General features: G+C 41.2%; 12 protein-coding genes. 9 read left to right on the top strand and 3 right to left on the bottom strand.

Translation table 11 applies throughout. The annotated features are described in order from the left end of the window. Positions 1 to 570: 570 nt before the first annotated feature. Positions 571 to 2,187, bottom strand: coding sequence for an asparagine synthase B (gene asnB, locus CHX27_RS02430; RefSeq protein WP_094485176.1), 1,617 nt, complete (start codon positions 2,185 to 2,187; stop codon positions 571 to 573). A 383-nt stretch (positions 2,188 to 2,570) separates the two neighbouring features. Between asnB and CHX27_RS02425 the strand changes: the two genes are divergently transcribed. The 9 genes from CHX27_RS02425 to CHX27_RS02380 all read left to right on the top strand — a co-directional run bounded on the left by CHX27_RS02425 (position 2,571) and on the right by CHX27_RS02380 (position 14,575). After that, a complete protein-coding gene (locus CHX27_RS02425; protein WP_094485175.1) occupies positions 2,571 to 4,979 on the top strand; it encodes a glycoside hydrolase family 31 protein in 2,409 nt (802 codons plus the stop codon). A 91-nt stretch (positions 4,980 to 5,070) separates the two neighbouring features. Then, complete coding sequence (locus CHX27_RS02420; protein WP_094485174.1) at positions 5,071 to 5,889, top strand: M48 family metallopeptidase; 819 nt, start codon at positions 5,071 to 5,073, stop codon at positions 5,887 to 5,889. Between the two features lie 522 nt (positions 5,890 to 6,411). Next, on the top strand, positions 6,412 to 6,651 hold the full coding sequence (locus tag CHX27_RS02415; protein WP_094485173.1) for a hypothetical protein: 240 nt from the start codon (positions 6,412 to 6,414) through the stop codon (positions 6,649 to 6,651). A 634-nt stretch (positions 6,652 to 7,285) separates the two neighbouring features. Further along, positions 7,286 to 8,032: a 3-oxoacyl-[acyl-carrier-protein] reductase gene (gene fabG, locus CHX27_RS02405; RefSeq protein WP_094485172.1), complete on the top strand. Its 747-nt coding sequence runs from the start codon at positions 7,286 to 7,288 to the stop codon at positions 8,030 to 8,032. 17 nt (positions 8,033 to 8,049) lie between these two features. Beyond that, on the top strand, positions 8,050 to 10,074 hold the full coding sequence (locus CHX27_RS02400) for a hypothetical protein (protein WP_094485171.1): 2,025 nt from the start codon (positions 8,050 to 8,052) through the stop codon (positions 10,072 to 10,074). After that, on the top strand, positions 10,071 to 10,496 hold the full coding sequence (locus CHX27_RS02395) for a thioredoxin family protein (protein WP_094485170.1): 426 nt from the start codon (positions 10,071 to 10,073) through the stop codon (positions 10,494 to 10,496). The genes CHX27_RS02400 and CHX27_RS02395 overlap by 4 nt, the downstream gene beginning before the upstream one ends. A gap of 299 nt (positions 10,497 to 10,795) precedes the next feature. Beyond that, on the top strand, positions 10,796 to 11,929 hold the full coding sequence (locus CHX27_RS02390) for an alpha/beta hydrolase (protein ID WP_094485169.1): 1,134 nt from the start codon (positions 10,796 to 10,798) through the stop codon (positions 11,927 to 11,929). 3 nt (positions 11,930 to 11,932) lie between these two features. Next, positions 11,933 to 13,354 (top strand): leucyl aminopeptidase family protein, encoded by a 1,422-nt coding sequence (locus CHX27_RS02385; protein WP_094485168.1) that lies wholly within the window; start codon positions 11,933 to 11,935, stop codon positions 13,352 to 13,354. Positions 13,355 to 13,357: 3 nt separating this feature from the next. Continuing rightward, the gene (locus CHX27_RS02380) at positions 13,358 to 14,575 is read left to right on the top strand and encodes an ATP-grasp domain-containing protein (protein ID WP_094485167.1); all 1,218 of its coding nucleotides are present in this window, start codon (positions 13,358 to 13,360) and stop codon (positions 14,573 to 14,575) included. A 344-nt stretch (positions 14,576 to 14,919) separates the two neighbouring features. Here the strand turns inward: CHX27_RS02380 and CHX27_RS02375 are convergent, their stop codons facing one another. After that, positions 14,920 to 15,378, bottom strand: coding sequence for a hypothetical protein (locus tag CHX27_RS02375; RefSeq protein ID WP_243388942.1), 459 nt, complete (start codon positions 15,376 to 15,378; stop codon positions 14,920 to 14,922). Positions 15,379 to 15,441: 63 nt separating this feature from the next. Beyond that, a complete protein-coding gene (locus CHX27_RS02370; RefSeq protein ID WP_094485165.1) occupies positions 15,442 to 16,488 on the bottom strand; it encodes a helix-turn-helix domain-containing protein in 1,047 nt (348 codons plus the stop codon). Positions 16,489 to 16,684 lie beyond the last annotated feature (196 nt).

Genomic DNA, 16,684 nt, shown 5'->3' with positions numbered 1-16,684 from the left:
TGTCGAAGGTTGGTGCCTGAGCTTGTCGAAGGCTAACCGCAAAGTACGCAAAGCTTTGCGCAAAGTACGCAAAGCTGTTTGAGTATCAAGATTGGAGTAGTTAGTATTACGGCTTCGATGAGTTCATCATTTTACGTTTCATGTTCCCAACCTAACCCGCGTATCGTAGAAGCCCGAGCGAGTCGATGCTGGTTTTTTTAGAAGCTAGTCCCGACAGCTATCGGGATAGAATCCTTGACGTTCAGCATTTTACGTTTTAAGTTCCGACCCGAACCCACGTATCGTAGGTGCCTGAGCTTGTCGAAGGCTGGTGCGATTGTTTGGTGGTTTGACACGTTCTGTGTTTTCCTCAACGGTACCCTATTGTGCAAAATTCTGTGAGGTTCAGTGTTTTCAGTGCGCTAAAAAAGCTGGTACGTAAGCTTGTCGAGGGCTGGTTTTTCTTTTCTCCTTTCAATAGCTATCAGAATTCACCTTTTCACTCTTTTAGCTTGTTTAGCTTTTTTAGCTTCTTTTTATTTTCTTCAATCTCGCAATCTTTTAATCTTTTAATCTTTCAATTGAAATTCGCTATGCGTGTTCGATCGATTTTGCAATTTCCACATCGGCATGTACGTGTGCAGCATTGGCACGTCCGCTTGGATCTTGGTTTTCTTGCCATTTCGGAATCCATTTACGAACCGTTTGCGCAGCGCTTTGCTGTGGGTAAAATTTGTGGAAAATACTGCGATAAAAATACGCTTCCTTGGTTGCCGGCGTGTTGTATGGGAACAATTTTTCGGCCTCTGCCATTTGCAAATCGCTTACCTGCGACGCACAATATTCAATCAACGTATCGATCCAGCTGTAGCCTACACCATCGGAAAACTGCTCTTTTTGTCGCCATAATACCGATTCCGGTAAAAACGGATCTTCTGGTGTATCAAACGCTTTACGTAAAATGTATTTCTCGCGACCTTCGTAAGTTTTTGGCTGCTTTTCTACCGGATCAATCTGCATCGCAATATCTAAAAATGCCTTGTCTAAGAACGGAACGCGCGCTTCCAATCCGTGCGCCATGGTCGATTTGTCGGCGCGAAGTAGGTCGGCAGTAAACAACTTTTGTACGCGTTCTACCGTTTCTTTTCTAAAATCATCAGCAGTTGGCGCGTTTCGGAAATACAAATAACCTCCGAAAACTTCGTCGGCTCCTTCACCAGAGAGTACCACTTTTACGCCCATGTCTGTAATGGCTTTTGATAAGAAAAACATGGGCGTACTGGCGCGAATCGATGTTACATCGTAGGTTTCGAGATGCCAGATGAGCTTTTCAAGAATAGCAATTCCTTGCTCAATCGTAAAGTGGATTTCGTGGTGTTCGGTTCCGAGAAATGCAGCAACGTCGCGAGCTGCTGCGGCATCTGGGGCTGATGCATCGAGACCGATTGAAAATGATTTTAACTTTTTCCCCTGTTTTTTAAGCAAACGCGCTGCAATAGCCGAGGTTAGGGAAGAGTCTAAACCTCCCGATAACAGCACACCAATAGGCACGTCGCTCATTAATCGTTTTTGAGTAGCTGCAATTAAACCTTCGCGAATGGCTGTGTAATCTACAGGAACGGCTTCACTTTGTAAATCTTCGTATTTTGGTTTGTAGTATTTCACAAAACCCGTTTCTGGAGTGTAATAGTGACCAGGAGGGAAGGTCGAAAATGTTTTACACTGATCGGCAATTGCTTTCATTTCTGAAGCAAAATAGGTTCTGCCGCGCTCGTCGACACCGTAATATAGGGGTTTTACGCCCAGTGGATCGCGACCCGCAATAAAATCATCGCCATCAACAACAACAAAGGCAAAGTCGCCGTCTAGCTTGTCTACAAAATCGTATTTGAATTTCTCGTACAAGCGCACAATGATTTCAGAATCCGATTTCGTTCTAAACGTATCGTGGGCAAAGTACGCTTGCTTAAGCAGTTGGTAATTATAAATCTCGCCGTTATGGATCATCCAAGCCGAACCGCTACCTTGAATGGGTTGTTTTCCTGAATGTAAATCTATAATCGACAAACGTTCATGGGCCAAGATATGCCCAGAGTCGGTTACGTGGATATCACTTTCATCGGGTCCGCGGTGCGACATCCGTTTAGACAGTTGTGCAACTAGTTTTTCGTCTTTTCCTTTTCCTAATACGGCTAATATTCCACACATAATTTTATTGCTTTAAATCTGTTGCAAATATGCCGGTTAATGTTTTTATTGTAAAATTAAAATGTATTTTTAGTTATAAATTAAAATTTTTTTGAGTCATTTTATTAATATTATTAAATTTTTGAATTCAAAATACCTTTGTTTCATTTAAAATTGGAAGATGAAAAGCCGAACGATTTCTCAAAACCACTTATAATAAGAAGGCGTGCCGCTCCTTTTTGCTGGTTTTCGGTCATATTTCGTTCTTTTATCGCAGAACCGCAGTACATTAAAACGGTTGTCTCAAAAAACATTTCAATACGAAAACGTTGTAGTTTCTTTCTGGTTTTTTAGGCAGACTATAAAATCTTACTTTTGGAAATTTGCCAAACCAATTGTAACCTATGATTACCAATACCGAACTTGAATACAAAGGCGATCAGTACCCTTCAGCAGTGCTCGAAGTAAAACAAGAAGCCGACTCTATCTTCTTTTCAACAGGAAATAACGTAATTCTCAAAGTAACTGTTCTACGCGACAGTTTGTTACGCTTTCGCTACACAACTAAAGGGTATTTTAGCAACGATTTTTCGTACGCCATTGATAAAACACAGTCGCACGGTTACAACTTTTTAGAACTTACCGAAGGAACCGACGTGTATCAAATCAAAACCAATAAGGTGGTTTGTATGATTCGAAAAGCCGACTTGCGTGTGGCGATTTTCGATTTAAACGGAAACATTATTCTAGAAGACGAATCGGGTTTTCACTGGGAAGAGAATTATCACTTTGGTGGAAACATCGTTAAAATGAGCAAAATTTCTCACGAAGGCGAAAGCTATTACGGCATGGGCGATAAGGCTTCGCATTCGAATCTAAAAGGAAAGCGCGTCGAAAACTGGGCGATGGATCAGTACGCGTTTCATAAAGATCAAGAACCGCTATATAAAGTAGTTCCGTTTTATATCGGTTTACACAACAAAAAAGCCTACGGAATTTTCTTTGACAACACCTTCCGTACGTGCTTCGATTTTGCACACGAACGCAGAAATATTACCAGTTTTTGGGCTGAAGGTGGCGAAATGAACTACTACTTTATTTATGGTCCGGATATGGCCGACGTAGTTACAACCTACACGCATCTGACGGGAAAACCGGAAATGCCGCCTATGTGGACACTCGGTTACCACCAATGTAAATGGAGTTATTATCCAGAAAGTAAAGTGAAGGAAATCACTTCTAAATTTCGTGAATTGCGTATTCCTTGCGACGGTATTTATTTGGACATCGATTACATGGAAGGTTTCCGTTGTTTTACTTGGAATAAGGAGTATTTTCCAGATCCAAAACGCATGGTTGCCGAATTGGCTGAAGACGGATTTAAAACCGTTGTAATCATTGATCCTGGAATTAAAATCGACCCGAACTATTGGGTGTATAAAGAAGCGCTAGAAAAAGATTACTTCTGCAAACGTGCCGACGGTCCGTACATGAAAGGAAAAGTGTGGCCTGGCGAATGTAATTTCCCTGACTATACAAACCCGGAAGTACGCGAATGGTGGGCTGGTTTATTTAAAGAATTGATTGCCGACATTGGTGTAAAAGGAGTTTGGAACGATATGAACGAACCTGCCGTAATGGAAGTTCCCGGCAAAACATTCCCTATGGATGTGCGCCACGATTACGACGGAAATCCGTGCAGCCACCGAAAAGCACACAACATCTATGGAACTCAAATGGCGCGCGCAACCTATGAAGGTGTGAAGCGATTTGCGTATCCGAAACGTCCGTTTATTATTACACGTTCGGCGTATTCAGGTGCACAGCGTTATACTTCGTCGTGGACTGGCGATAACGTTGCAAGTTGGGAGCATCTGTGGATTGCCAATATTCAAATGCAACGGATGTCGATTTCAGGAATGGGCTTTACCGGTTCCGATATTGGCGGTTTCGCAGAACAACCAAGCGGTGAGTTGTACGCACGTTGGATTCAATTAGGCGTGTTCCATCCGTTTTGTCGTACGCATTCTTCCGGCGATCATGGCGAACAAGAACCATGGTCGTTCGATGCCGAAGTAATTGATATCACACGTAAATTCGTGGAGCTTCGTTATAAATTACTGCCCTATCTCTACACCATGTTTTGGGATTATGTAAACGACGGTGTTCCGATGTTAAAACCGTTGGTGTACTTCGATCAGGAAGATATCCAAACACATTACCGAACCGACGAATTTTTGTTTGGAAATCAGATTCTCGTTTGTCCGATTTTAGAGCCAAACGCCCAAGGCCGACGCATGTACTTGCCACGCGGAAACTGGTATAATTACTGGACCAACGAATGGATTTGCGGCGGAAAAGAACTTTGGGTAAGCACAGCGTATCACGAAATTCCGATTTTTATTAAAGAAGGTGCTATCATTCCGAATTATCCGATTCAGCAGTACGTAGGCGAGAAGAAGTTTGAAGAAATTAGTTTGGAAGTGTATTACAAAGAAGGTAAAGAAAAATCGACTTTGTACGAGGATGCACAAGACGGCTACGATTACAACAAAGGACGTTACAGTCATTCAACTTTTAGCTTCCGCGGAAAGGAAAAAGAAGTAGCCATTCTTCAGCACAAAGAAGGAAAATTCGTCACTGATTACAACAAATACCGCGTTCGTTTTTACGGCCTGCCTTTTGAAATCGGTAAGGTTCAAATCGACAATGAAGAGGTGAACTTGAAAGATGTTTTAGTAGGAAAGAACGAATTGCTGGTCGATAAAGATTTTACTGAACTGCATATTGCTGCAAAGGGACTTAAGAAATAAAGTTCGGAAAAAAAGATTTGAGCAAAAGTTTTTCTACAAATTATAAAAGGAAGGCTTTATCAATAGAATTAACTTTGCGAAAAATATAGAAATGAAAAATAAGTCAATAATTCCAGCGGTACTATTTCTACTTCTTGCTTTAGCTTGTGCTACGAACCCAGTTACGGGAAAAAAGACACTCGCTTTAGTAGATAACTCGGCCATTTTGCCTTCTGCTTTTCAGCAATACAACGATTTTTTGAAAACCAATAAAGTGGTTGCAGGTACAGCCGATGCGAAACGCGTTGAGTTGGTAGGAAACAAAATTCGCGCAGCAGCAGAGAAGTTGCTTGCGGCACGAGGGCAGAGTGCAGCCTTGAAAGACTACCGCTGGGAGTACAAATTAATTGAAAGCAAGGAAGTTAACGCTTGGTGTATGCCAGGAGGCAAAATTGCATTTTATACCGGAATTCTTCCAATAACCAAAGATGAAGCTGGAATTGCTGTAGTTATGGGACACGAAGTGGCGCACGCACTTTTAAATCACGGTCAGCAGCGTATGAGTGGCGGTGTTTTGGCGGAGCTTGGCGCTGGTTTAGTTGGAGCGGCCGTGGGAGGGAAGTCAGAACAAACACAGGCCTTAGCCATGCAGGCTTATGGTGCCGGTGCACAGTTTGGTGCATTGCTTCCGTTTTCGAGAAGTCACGAAACTGAAGCTGATGAAATCGGACTCATTTTAATGACCATAGCGGGTTACAATCCAGATGTGGCTGTTCCGTTTTGGCAACGTATGGCGGCACAATCGGGAGGGAAAGAGCCTGCGGAGTTCATGAGCACACACCCCTCGAACAGTACACGAATTGCGAATATCCAGCAACAAATTCCGATTGCTCGACGCGAAGCAGCCAAGCTGGGAGTTACTCCAAAATAAAGACTGTATAAAAACATTTCAATTAACGCGAAAGCTGTTCTTTTGGGCGGCAATTCGCGTTTTTCATTTTTCCCGATAACTCTCGGTACGCAGCAACAAAAATACAGCTAGTTCAATCAAACGGGAAGAATTATCAGCTAATGCGAAAGTAATTACCAATTTGCGGGAATGGCTATCAAAGAAATATTTTGGTCAAAATTAGCTGAGGCTGAACTTGCTGGTGTTTTAGAATGCTACTTCAAAAGGAATGGTAATGCAAAATACGGTCTTTAAAACCTGAACTCGATTAATTTTTTTGTCAGAACGCTAGAAATGAACAAATTGTAAAATCAAAAAGCTAGGGAAAGGAACAACTACCACGCTAAACAGATAAACGGCAGCCTGTGTCGTTTGATTTTTCCGCTTTCCTGATAGTATCCCAAAACAAATCTGCCTTGTAATCAAACATTGCTTTGTGTTTACATCGATTTTAAAAAACAATTGAATTAATTCGTACTTTTAAATTTCTTAATTAAAATAGCCATGAAACTTGAGCAAAGCTTTCAAAGTAAAAAATTGGAGTTAATACAATGGCTTTCATCCGTTGAAGATGTTTCTATTATCGAAAAAATAGTGGAATTGAGAAAAACAGAAACCACCGACTGGTGGCATACTATTTCAGAAACTGAGAAAAAAGCCATTGAAAACGGAATCCAAGATGCTAATTCGGGTAAGTTAAATCCGCATTCAAGCGCAAGAAAGGTGTATAAGAAGTGGTTATAAAATCCTGTAGACTGATTTCTCTTTAAAAGAACTAGAACAGACAATCAGATACTTAGGGGAAAATTGGTCAGAGACGGAATTAAGAAATTTAGCAACAAATATTGAAGAAATATTAGTTCTAATTTCTCAAAATCCATACTTGTTTCAAGAATCAGAATCTAAGAAAGGCATTCGTCGAGTCATCATTTTAAAATACAACACACTTTACTACAGATTATCAAACGAACAAGTTGAAAATATCGCATTTTTTTCAAACAGACAGAGTCCTGAAAAGATAAAGCTAAAGTAATACGATACGTTCTAGTGAATTTCCCCTGCACTAGGGATTGCAACGGAAAGCCGTGACACCCAAAAGGGATTGAAGCAAGTGAAGTAGTGGCGACCAACGGAAGCCACTGCAACACATAGCTGAAACGCTTTTGGGTGGCGCGCCTTGTAGTGGAAAGCCCGACCTGCCGCAACCAAACTTCCACTATTTTCGCGCGGCAGGAAGTGCCCAAATTATTCGTTTTGTATGCTTAGAACCTGTGGCCAATCGAAAATCCTTTTTCCAACAAATTAAGAAAGCCGAAACTTCGATTACGTGCCAATATTGTTATATTTGGCGTTCGTTTATTAGAAGCTAATTGTTACTATGAAATTACTTGAAGGAAAAACTGTGATTATTACTGGCGCAAGTCGCGGAATTGGAAAAGGAATTGCCGAAGTTTTTGCAAAACACGGCGCAAACATTGCATTTACGTACAGCTCCTCGGCGGCCGCTGCCGAAGAATTGGCTGCAAAATTAGCTGCTGAAGGCGTAACTGTAAAAGCTTACCAATCGGATGCCTCAAAATTCGATGCTGCACAAGCTTTCGTTGATCAAGTTTTACAAGATTTTCCTTCTATTGATGTGCTTATTAACAACGCCGGAATCACTAAAGACAACCTTTTGATGCGTATGTCGGAAGCCGATTTCGATCAAGTAATTGAAGTGAATTTGAAGTCGGTTTTTAACATGACCAAAGCCGTTCAGAAAACCATGTTAAAACAACGTTCGGGTTCTATTATTAATATGAGTTCGGTTGTTGGTGTGAAAGGTAACGCCGGACAAACCAATTACGCAGCCTCGAAAGCGGGAGTGATTGGTTTCACGAAATCGGTTGCTTTGGAATTGGGTTCGCGAAACATTCGTTGCAACGCCATTGCTCCAGGTTTTATCGAAACCGAAATGACCGCGAAATTGAACGAAGAAGTAGTTAAAGGCTGGGCCGAATCGATTCCGTTGAAGCGCGGCGGAAGCACCGAAGACGTAGCCAACGCGTGTTTGTTCCTCGCTTCGGATATGAGTGCCTACGTAACGGGCCAGGTTCTTAACGTCGACGGCGGTATGCTAACCTAATTATTCCCAATTTTATTATGGACGTATTGACGGTTGTCAGTATTCTTATCGGCGCAGGCGCAGCTTTCGGTCTGGCATGGTATCAGTATTTTTACCAATCTACCGACCGATCCCGCTATTACAAATTGCTTTTTTGGTTGCGATTTCTCGGAATATTTTTCATCATTCTCGCAATCATCAATCCGCGGTTTAATCGAACAACGCTTGAAGTAAAGAAACCAATACTTGCAGTAGTTGCTGATAATTCGTTGTCCATTAAATATTTAAACGCTGAAAATCAAGTTCAGCAAACTGTTGCGTCTTTGCAAAACAATAACGCCTTAAACGACAAGTTTGAATTGCGCTTGTTTACGATCGACGAAGCTTTGAAAGATACGACTGCTTTCGATTTCTCGGGAAAAAGTTCAAACTTACACGAAGCAGCGTCTGGCTTGCAGAATTTGTTCCGCGGTAAAAGTCGCGCAACTGTTTTGGTTAGCGACGGGAACCAAACTGGCGGATCGGATTTTGTTTACAGTTTTGGAAAATCGCAACCTGTTTTCAGTGTCGTTGCAGGCGATACGCTCAAACAAACCGATGCTAAGATTGCAAAAATCAACGTAAACAAGTTTGCATTTAAAGGCAATCAGTTTCCGTTCGAATGTTTTGTGCAGTACACAGGCAAAAAAGCAAGTAGCGGTGTATTGCAGATAAAAGAAGGAGCGAAGGTGGTGTTTTCGCAAAACGTCGATTTTAACGCTGGAACCGATGTAAAAACGGTTTCAGGTTTGTTGCAAGCCGATAAAATTGGTTCGAAAGTGTACACGGCGGTGTATCAAACGTCGATTTCCGAAAAAAATAAATACAACAATAATCAGGTTTTTGCGGTTGAAATCGTTGACCAGCGTGCTGAAATTGCGATTGTTTCCACGGTTAATCATCCGGATTTAGGAGCATTAAAGCGCGCCATCGAAACCAATGCGCAACGTAAAGTTACTATTCTAAAACCTTACGAGGCTTTAGAAGAAAAAACTTACAATGCCTATATTTTATACCAGCCGAACCAAAATTTTAAGAAATTGTGGACGAAGCTCGAAAACGACAATCAAGGTATTTTCTTCATTACGGGCATGTCGACCGATTTCCCCTTATTAAACACGTGGCAATCGGTTTACAACTTTAAGATGTCGGCACAAACCGAGGATTACCGACCTTCACAAAAAACCGATTTCACCTTGTTTGCGCAAGAGCCAATAAATGTTGATTCGTGGTCGCCGTTGCAGAATCCGTATGGCACGATTAGTCCGAGTCAGAATCGTTCGGTTTTGTTTAGTTCTCGAATTAACAACATTGAAACAGGTGTCGACATGTTCGCTTTCGCGGAAGCAAAAGGTCGCCGATTGGCCTTTCTTTTCGGCGAAGACAGCTGGAAATGGCGCTTGGCAGATTACGCTCAAAATCGCAATTTCGAAGCTTTCGATTTGTTGATTGACAAAACCATTCAATACCTGACGGCTAATCAGAAGAAGAGTCGTTTGTTGCTCGATTACGAGAAGTTTTACAATTCGGGCACTGCTGTGGAAATTACCGCACAGGCGTTCAATAAAAACTTTGAGTTTGATCGCGAGGCGGAACTCATTTTATCTCTTACGCAAATTGCCACCAACAAAACGCGTAAAGTGGAAATGCCGCGAGGTGAGAGTGTGTATAAATCGACTTTTGATAACCTATCGCCCGGAAAGTATCGATTTACCGTGACTTACACCGGTGGCGGTGCGGCTTCGGGATATTTTGAAGTTTTGGACTACGATGTGGAACGCCAATTTGTAAATGCCGATTTCACAAAAATGTCGGAACTCGCTACACAAACGTCGGGCGGTGTTTTTCTTGCTAATCAAACTCCTGCATTGATCGATAAATTGCTAAACGACAAGCAGTTTAAAGCCGTTCAGAAAGAAACTTCTAAATCGACATCTTGGATCGATTTATTCTGGTGTTTATTGGTGTCGGGCTTGTTGTTGGGCGCCGAGTGGTTCCTCAGAAAATATCGCGGTTTGTCATGATACGTTTGCTATTTATTGCCGCACTTTTCCTTTCCACGCAAGTGAGTTTTGCCCAAACTTGGGAACGAAACTTAGAGAAAGCCTTTGCCGATTCTAAAAGTCAGCGAAAAGAAATTCTTTTAGTATTTACGGTTCGCGATCACTGCGAAACCTGCGATTTGTTGGAACAACGCGTGTTTCAATCGGAGTATTTCAAGCAGGAAGTTGCTTCGCGCTACATCTTGTTTAAATACGATTTCGAAACCGATAAGCACAGCATCAGCGAGCAAGAGTTGGCAGCACGATTGCGGATGGTGGAGAAATACAACAAAGACGGCTTTTTTCCGTACTTGGTTTTGGTGGCTCCCGACGGTCGGATTCTCAAATCGCGCGGCAGTTACGACGGCGAATCGGTGGCTTCTTTTCTTAAGTTTTTAAAATAAACCACTCGATTTTAAAAAGTGCAGCGATCGCAATCGCCGTAAGAAAACGTTATCGTAACCATTTGTTTAAAAAAACTCTGTAGTTGAGGCGCTTTTTGCTTGTCAACGTTAAAAAAATCTGTAATATTTGTAAGAGTAACATTTCAAATTTCGTTGTTGCACACACGCTATTGATGCGGCTTTAAAACGGGCCATTTCGTTTTTCAGTACTGTACAAAGGCAGATTCAATTTGAAATGAAATCAAAAGGCAGTTTGCAATCGTGCGTACAAGCCAATTAAACGAGAATCGTACACATTAATGGAATCGATAGTATCAAAAGTGAATCAGTCAGACAACCAAGCCATCGTGGAACCGCGTTTGAATATCATTTTGACAACAGATGAAGACGACTTTAGGCCGGTTTATATCGCAGGAAATTTCAATAATTGGGACACGCAAGATTCGAATTACGAAATGGAGCGACTCGAAAACGGTTTGTATCATTTTACTTTTCCAACCGACTTTACTTTTCCCGAGCCTTTACAGTACAAGTTTACCAAAGGCGATTGGAGTGAAGTGGAAATTGATCGTTTTGGAAACCGAACCGAAAATCGCGTTTGTCCCGATTTAAAAGGCGTTCGCCGCGAACACGTTGCGAAATGGCGTAAAAATTGGTTGCCATTTAAACCAAATTTCTTGCCGCAGGTGCAACTCATTTCCGATGAGTTTGAAATGCCGCAACTCAACAAAAAACGTAAAGTTTGGGCGCTTTTACCACATGATTACGACCAAACCGACGAGCGTTATCCGGTTCTTTATCTGCAAGATGCACAGAATCTGTTCAACGAAAGTAGCGGATTCGGCAATTGGGAAATCGACAAGAAATTGGCGGTTATGTCGGAATACAAAATCGGAAAAATTATTGTCATTGCCGTAGAACACGCCGAAGCCGACCGTATTAAAGAATACAACGTTGGAAATACTGTTTTGGGCGTTGGCCAAGGTAAGAAGTACATTCGTTTTATAACAGATACGCTAAAACCTTTCGTTGACAAGCGCTACCGCACACTAACCGAACGCGAGCACACAGGTATTGGCGGCAGTTCTATGGGTGGATTAGTCAGTTTATTCAGCGGATTGTTGTATCCGGAAGTGTACGGAAAACTCATGATTTTTTCGCCTTCGCTGTGGGTAGTTCCCAAGCTGAAAATCGATGAAGAAGATCTTGCTCTACAAGGCAGTACCAAGATTTATCTGTATGCGGGCGGCGACGAGTCGGAAACCATGGTAAAACACGTCACGCAGTTCAAACGCAATTTATTGCAATCCAAACAATTGTCCGAAAAAGTACAAATACAACTCAGTATCAATCACCACGGAAAACACAACGAAACGTATTGGAGCGACGAGTTTCCAAAGGCAATTGAATGGCTCTTTTTCCAAAAAAAATAAATTATGAAACTCTCTTTTCAACACGATATTCCGTCTTTTTCTGGAAACTTTATCATTCCGGTCTTTGAAACGGGTCCGAACCATTTAGTGCCCATCGAATTTTACGGCGTTAGCGTACCGTCGAAAGTTTTTTACGGAAAAGCTAACGAAATTTACGCCATCGAAAAATACGATAACGTTCACTTATTCATCGGTTTAGGAAAAACACCTGATTACAAATCGGTCGTAACCATGTTCCGTCGTGCGGCACATAAATACCCCGAGTTTTTCAACAAAGCGGTTTTGATTGATTTACCAAATGGACTCGAACCGCAGCTCGTTTCAGCGCTCGTTTCCGGACTCAAACTCGGAACCTACAAAATAGGGCATTTCAAAAACGAAAAGCCACATCCGATTACGAATTCTGATTTTGCACTCACCATAAATAATTACAAATCGGAAGAAGCCTTTCTACAAAAAGCGTTAATCTTGGCAGATGCGCAGTTGCAATGCATGCAATGGGTTGATTTACCACCAAATGTCGTAACGCCCGAGTATATGGCAAAAGCGGGTACCGATTTGGCAAACGAAACCCAGTTTCAAGCCACGGTTCTCGACAAAAACGCCTTGCAGGAATTAGGTATGGGCGCTTTACTAGCAGTGGGACAAGGAAGTAAAAACGACGCGCGATTGCTCGTGCTCGAACTCAATCCGGAAGCCGAAGGCAAACATTATGCGTTGGTTGGTAAAGGCGTAACCTTCGATACCGGCGGACTCAACATCAAAACAGCAGGCATGCAATTCATGAAGTCGGATATGGCTGGCGCCGCGGCCGTGGTTGCCACGATGCACTATTTGGCAAAATCCGATTCGAAAAAGCGCGTTACAGCGGTGGTTCCGCTGTGTGAAAATGCAGTAGATGCAGCTTCGCTAAAACCGTCGGCTGTTATCGAAGCCTTCAATAAAAAAACAATCGAAATTATCGATACCGACGCGGAAGGCCGACTCATACTTGCCGATGCGCTTGCATACCTCATTGCTAAGCACAAACCCGACGTTATTGTAGATATTGCAACCTTAACCGGCAGCAGCGTGGCTACTTTTGGGTACGAATGCGGTGCGCTGTTTACCAATAACGTTGATTTAGAATTTGCGTTGCGAAGCGCTGGAAACCAAGTGGGCGAAAAACTCTGGCCGTTGCCTTTGTGGAGCGCTTACGACCCAGACATCAGCAGCGATATTGCCGATGTGCGCAACTACAGCGGAAAACCGATTGCCGGCGCGATAACGGCTGCAAAATTCCTCGAATACTTTACCGATAAGCACGAAGCTTGGGCGCATTTAGATATAGCCGGTGTGGCCTTTGGCGATAGCGAATTTGCAAAATTTAAACACGCTACGGCCTTCGGAGTTAATTTATTAAGTACATTTATTGAAAATCACTAACAGATGGAAAACACAGCCAAAACCTTCGTTTGTATCTCAAATTACTTTAAAGGATCCGATTTTCTAATAAACCTGAAGAAGCTAAACAATAAAGTTTTTCTCATCACTTCAGAAAAGTTAAACAACAAGCCGTGGCCGTTCGAGTATATCGATGAGGTTTTTTATATGCCCGGTCAGGATGTCGATTGGAATTTGGAGCATTTGTTGTTGGGAATCAGTAATTTGATGAAGCACGAAAAAATTGATGCTGTGGTAGCGCTCGACGATTTCGACGTAGAAAAAGCGACGTACATCCGCGAAAATTTACGCATCGACGGTATGGGGCAAACTACCGGCAGATATTTCCGCGATAAGCTCGCCATGCGTATGCGTGCCAAGAGTTGTGGCATTTCAAACCCTAAATTTTCGGCACTTTTTAACGATAACGAAATCAATAATTTCGCCGATTCGGTTGCGGCGCCTTGGGTGTTAAAACCGCGTTCGGAGGCTTCGGCATCCGGAATTATCAAGGTGCACAACAAGGAAGAATTGTGGAATAACATCAACGAGCTAGGCAACAACCGCTTCAAGTATTTGGTCGAGCAATTTCGTCCGGGTGCTGTGTATCACTGTGACAGCTTGATAGTAAACGGTAAGATTTTGTTTAGCATCACGTCTAAATATTTGGCAACACCTATGGAAATCTCGCAGGGCGGTGGCATTTTCCGTTCGGCGGTGATCGAGTACGGTTCCGAAGACGATATGGCGATCAAAGCCTGCAACGAGCAAGTAATAAAAGGATTCGGATTGAAGCACGGTGCGGCGCATTCGGAGTACATTAAATGCAACGACGACGGCAAGGTGTATTTCCTCGAGACGTCGAGTAGAGTAGGTGGAGCGCACTTAGCCGAAATGGTAGCAGCAGCGTCGGACATTAATTTGTGGGCCGAATGGGCGGCTATTGAAGATGCTTTGGCAAAAGGGCACACGTACAAATTACCAAAGGTGAAAAAGGAGTATGCGGGCATCGTACTCACGCTTTCTAAATACGAGCATCCCGATTTGAGTGCTTTTAACGACCCAGAGGTTTGTTTCCGCGTACCGTTGGAGTACCACGCCGGCCTGATTGTTAAATCTAAAGACCGCGACCGCGTGATGCATTTACTGGACGACTACGCCACCCGCCTCACAACCGACTTTGCCACAGTAGCTAAACAACAAGAAGTCAAGAATTTACATTAAAAGAAAAGGATTAGTTTTTAGAAGCTAATCCCGTTTTTCGCTACAAGTACGCAGCCCAAGAAGGTATTTTGCACGTGCAGCTCGCGGCTTCCGTTGGTCGCCACAGCTTTCGGCAAAATAGTCTTCTTGGGCTTTGCGCGCTTTTCGCTGCAACCGGGGCTAGGAAAAGCGTTACTGACGTTTAGTGGAAAAAACGTACACTCATAAAAGATGAAAAGCGAAGCGAGTGTGCGATTTAATGTAGAAAAGTATGCAGAATTTAATTGGTATAACGAGATGTTATTAAATTATTTAAGGTGGTTTTGGAGATTGGTAAATATGTGGGAATTTTGTTGAGTGGTAAGCTAGTTTACGTGCTTTCCAGACTTCCATCTTAAAAGTCGTTCATTTTTTGCATTTATTGGCAATCTAGGATTGAATTCGTATAACTGTTCAAGTTTGTTAATTGCCAAATCAAACGTAATTAAGTTTGTTAATAGCAATTGATCAAATACGTATAAAATTCCTCGAACTGAGATTCCGTTAGCTAAAGCTTGTTTTCTCAATCTTGCATCGCCAGATAGTAAAATTCCTTGTAACTTTTCAGCATAATGCCAAACCGAACAATCTTCAAAACTGAGACCAGAGCTATGTTTCAATATATTTAAAATTCTATTATAGTCCTCAATATCATTTGTTTCGATTATTTCAATGTCGCCTGAATCTTTATAGTAGTCAATGATATTCTTTTGTTCTTCATTAAGTTCTTCATAAACAAAATCGGTTGTCTTCAATTCCATTTCCAATTTAATGAATTCATTCATCAAATCTAATTGAACTAGATCAATCAATATATTGGCATCATTGATAATAACTCTCATCAGAAATCACAGCAATGAATTCTCAATAAGTAAGTTTATATTTCGATTCAATAAAGATGAGGCTTTACTAATCGATATCATTTCTTGAGATAAAGCTCTGTAGACGAGTTGCTCGAATCTATTTGATTTTTCAGGAGTTTGAAACCGCTCCAAATTAACTTCCTTTTTTAAGCTTGGGTCAAAATTTAATTTTTTGTAGAATTCAATTTTTTTGTTGTCGGTAAAAATACCACTATCAACTAATCTGTGAACAATAGCCTGAATACTTATCCCATATTTTTCCTGAACTCCAATCAATTCATTTAACGAAATGACATCTCTTTTCACTCCAAATTCTTTCAGTACAAGTTTTTTTGGAAACAGAAATTCAGCTGCAAACTTATTGCAATAGTTTTCCTGATCTTTAAGGCTGCAATCTGGAAGATTCAATAATAAATGTCCGAGTTCGTGTAACACAGTAAATCGCTTTCTTTCAACTGGGAAGTTTCCGTTTACAACAATAACAGGAAACTTATCATTAACAAAAGTTGCAACACCATCAAAAGTATCATCTACATCAAATAACTCTACGACTTTTATCTCTTTATCTTCTAATAACTGAATGATATTATGAATAGGATCTAATCCAATTTCCCATTCAGTTCTTAACAACAAAACGATTCTCTCAATATCATCAATATTTTGAATATTTTCCAGTCCAATAATATTTGGAAAAGAATAATCAATTTGTAGCAACTCTTCAATCTCTAGATAGTTTTCAAGATTTAATTTGATTCTTTGTTCGAGAGATTCTTGTTTTTTTATCGAAAAAGAACTTTTCTTTCTAAAATTCAAAACCCCTAATTCTATTTTACTAGGCTTAAAAAAATAATCTATTTTAACGTTCAAAGATTTACCTAACTTTAAAAGAGTAGAACTAGATGGAATAGATTCGCCTTTTTCATATTTACTAATCATTTGTTTTGAAACGCCAACCAAATCGGCTAATTCTTGTTGTGAAAAGCCCTTCAATGCTCTTGCATTTTTAATTTTCTGTGAAACTATTTCTTTCATAGCGATAAAATTTGGTTGACAAATTTATGAAATTATCGAGAAATGTCAACCAAAGTTTGAAAAACCAAAATCGCTAACAGCAGTACTCGTCGCACAACCTCAAAATTCAATCTAAATAGAACTGTTTAACCTTCAGATATTATAAAAGAAATTGTTTAGTACACGACAAAAAACATAATTGATTAAAAATCAATAA

This window comes from Flavobacterium aurantiibacter (genome assembly GCF_002251775.1).
Classification (GTDB): Bacteria; Bacteroidota; Bacteroidia; order Flavobacteriales; family Flavobacteriaceae; genus Flavobacterium; species Flavobacterium aurantiibacter.
Note: the sequence above shows the minus strand (reverse complement) of the source record. Positions and strands in the feature narration are given on the sequence as shown.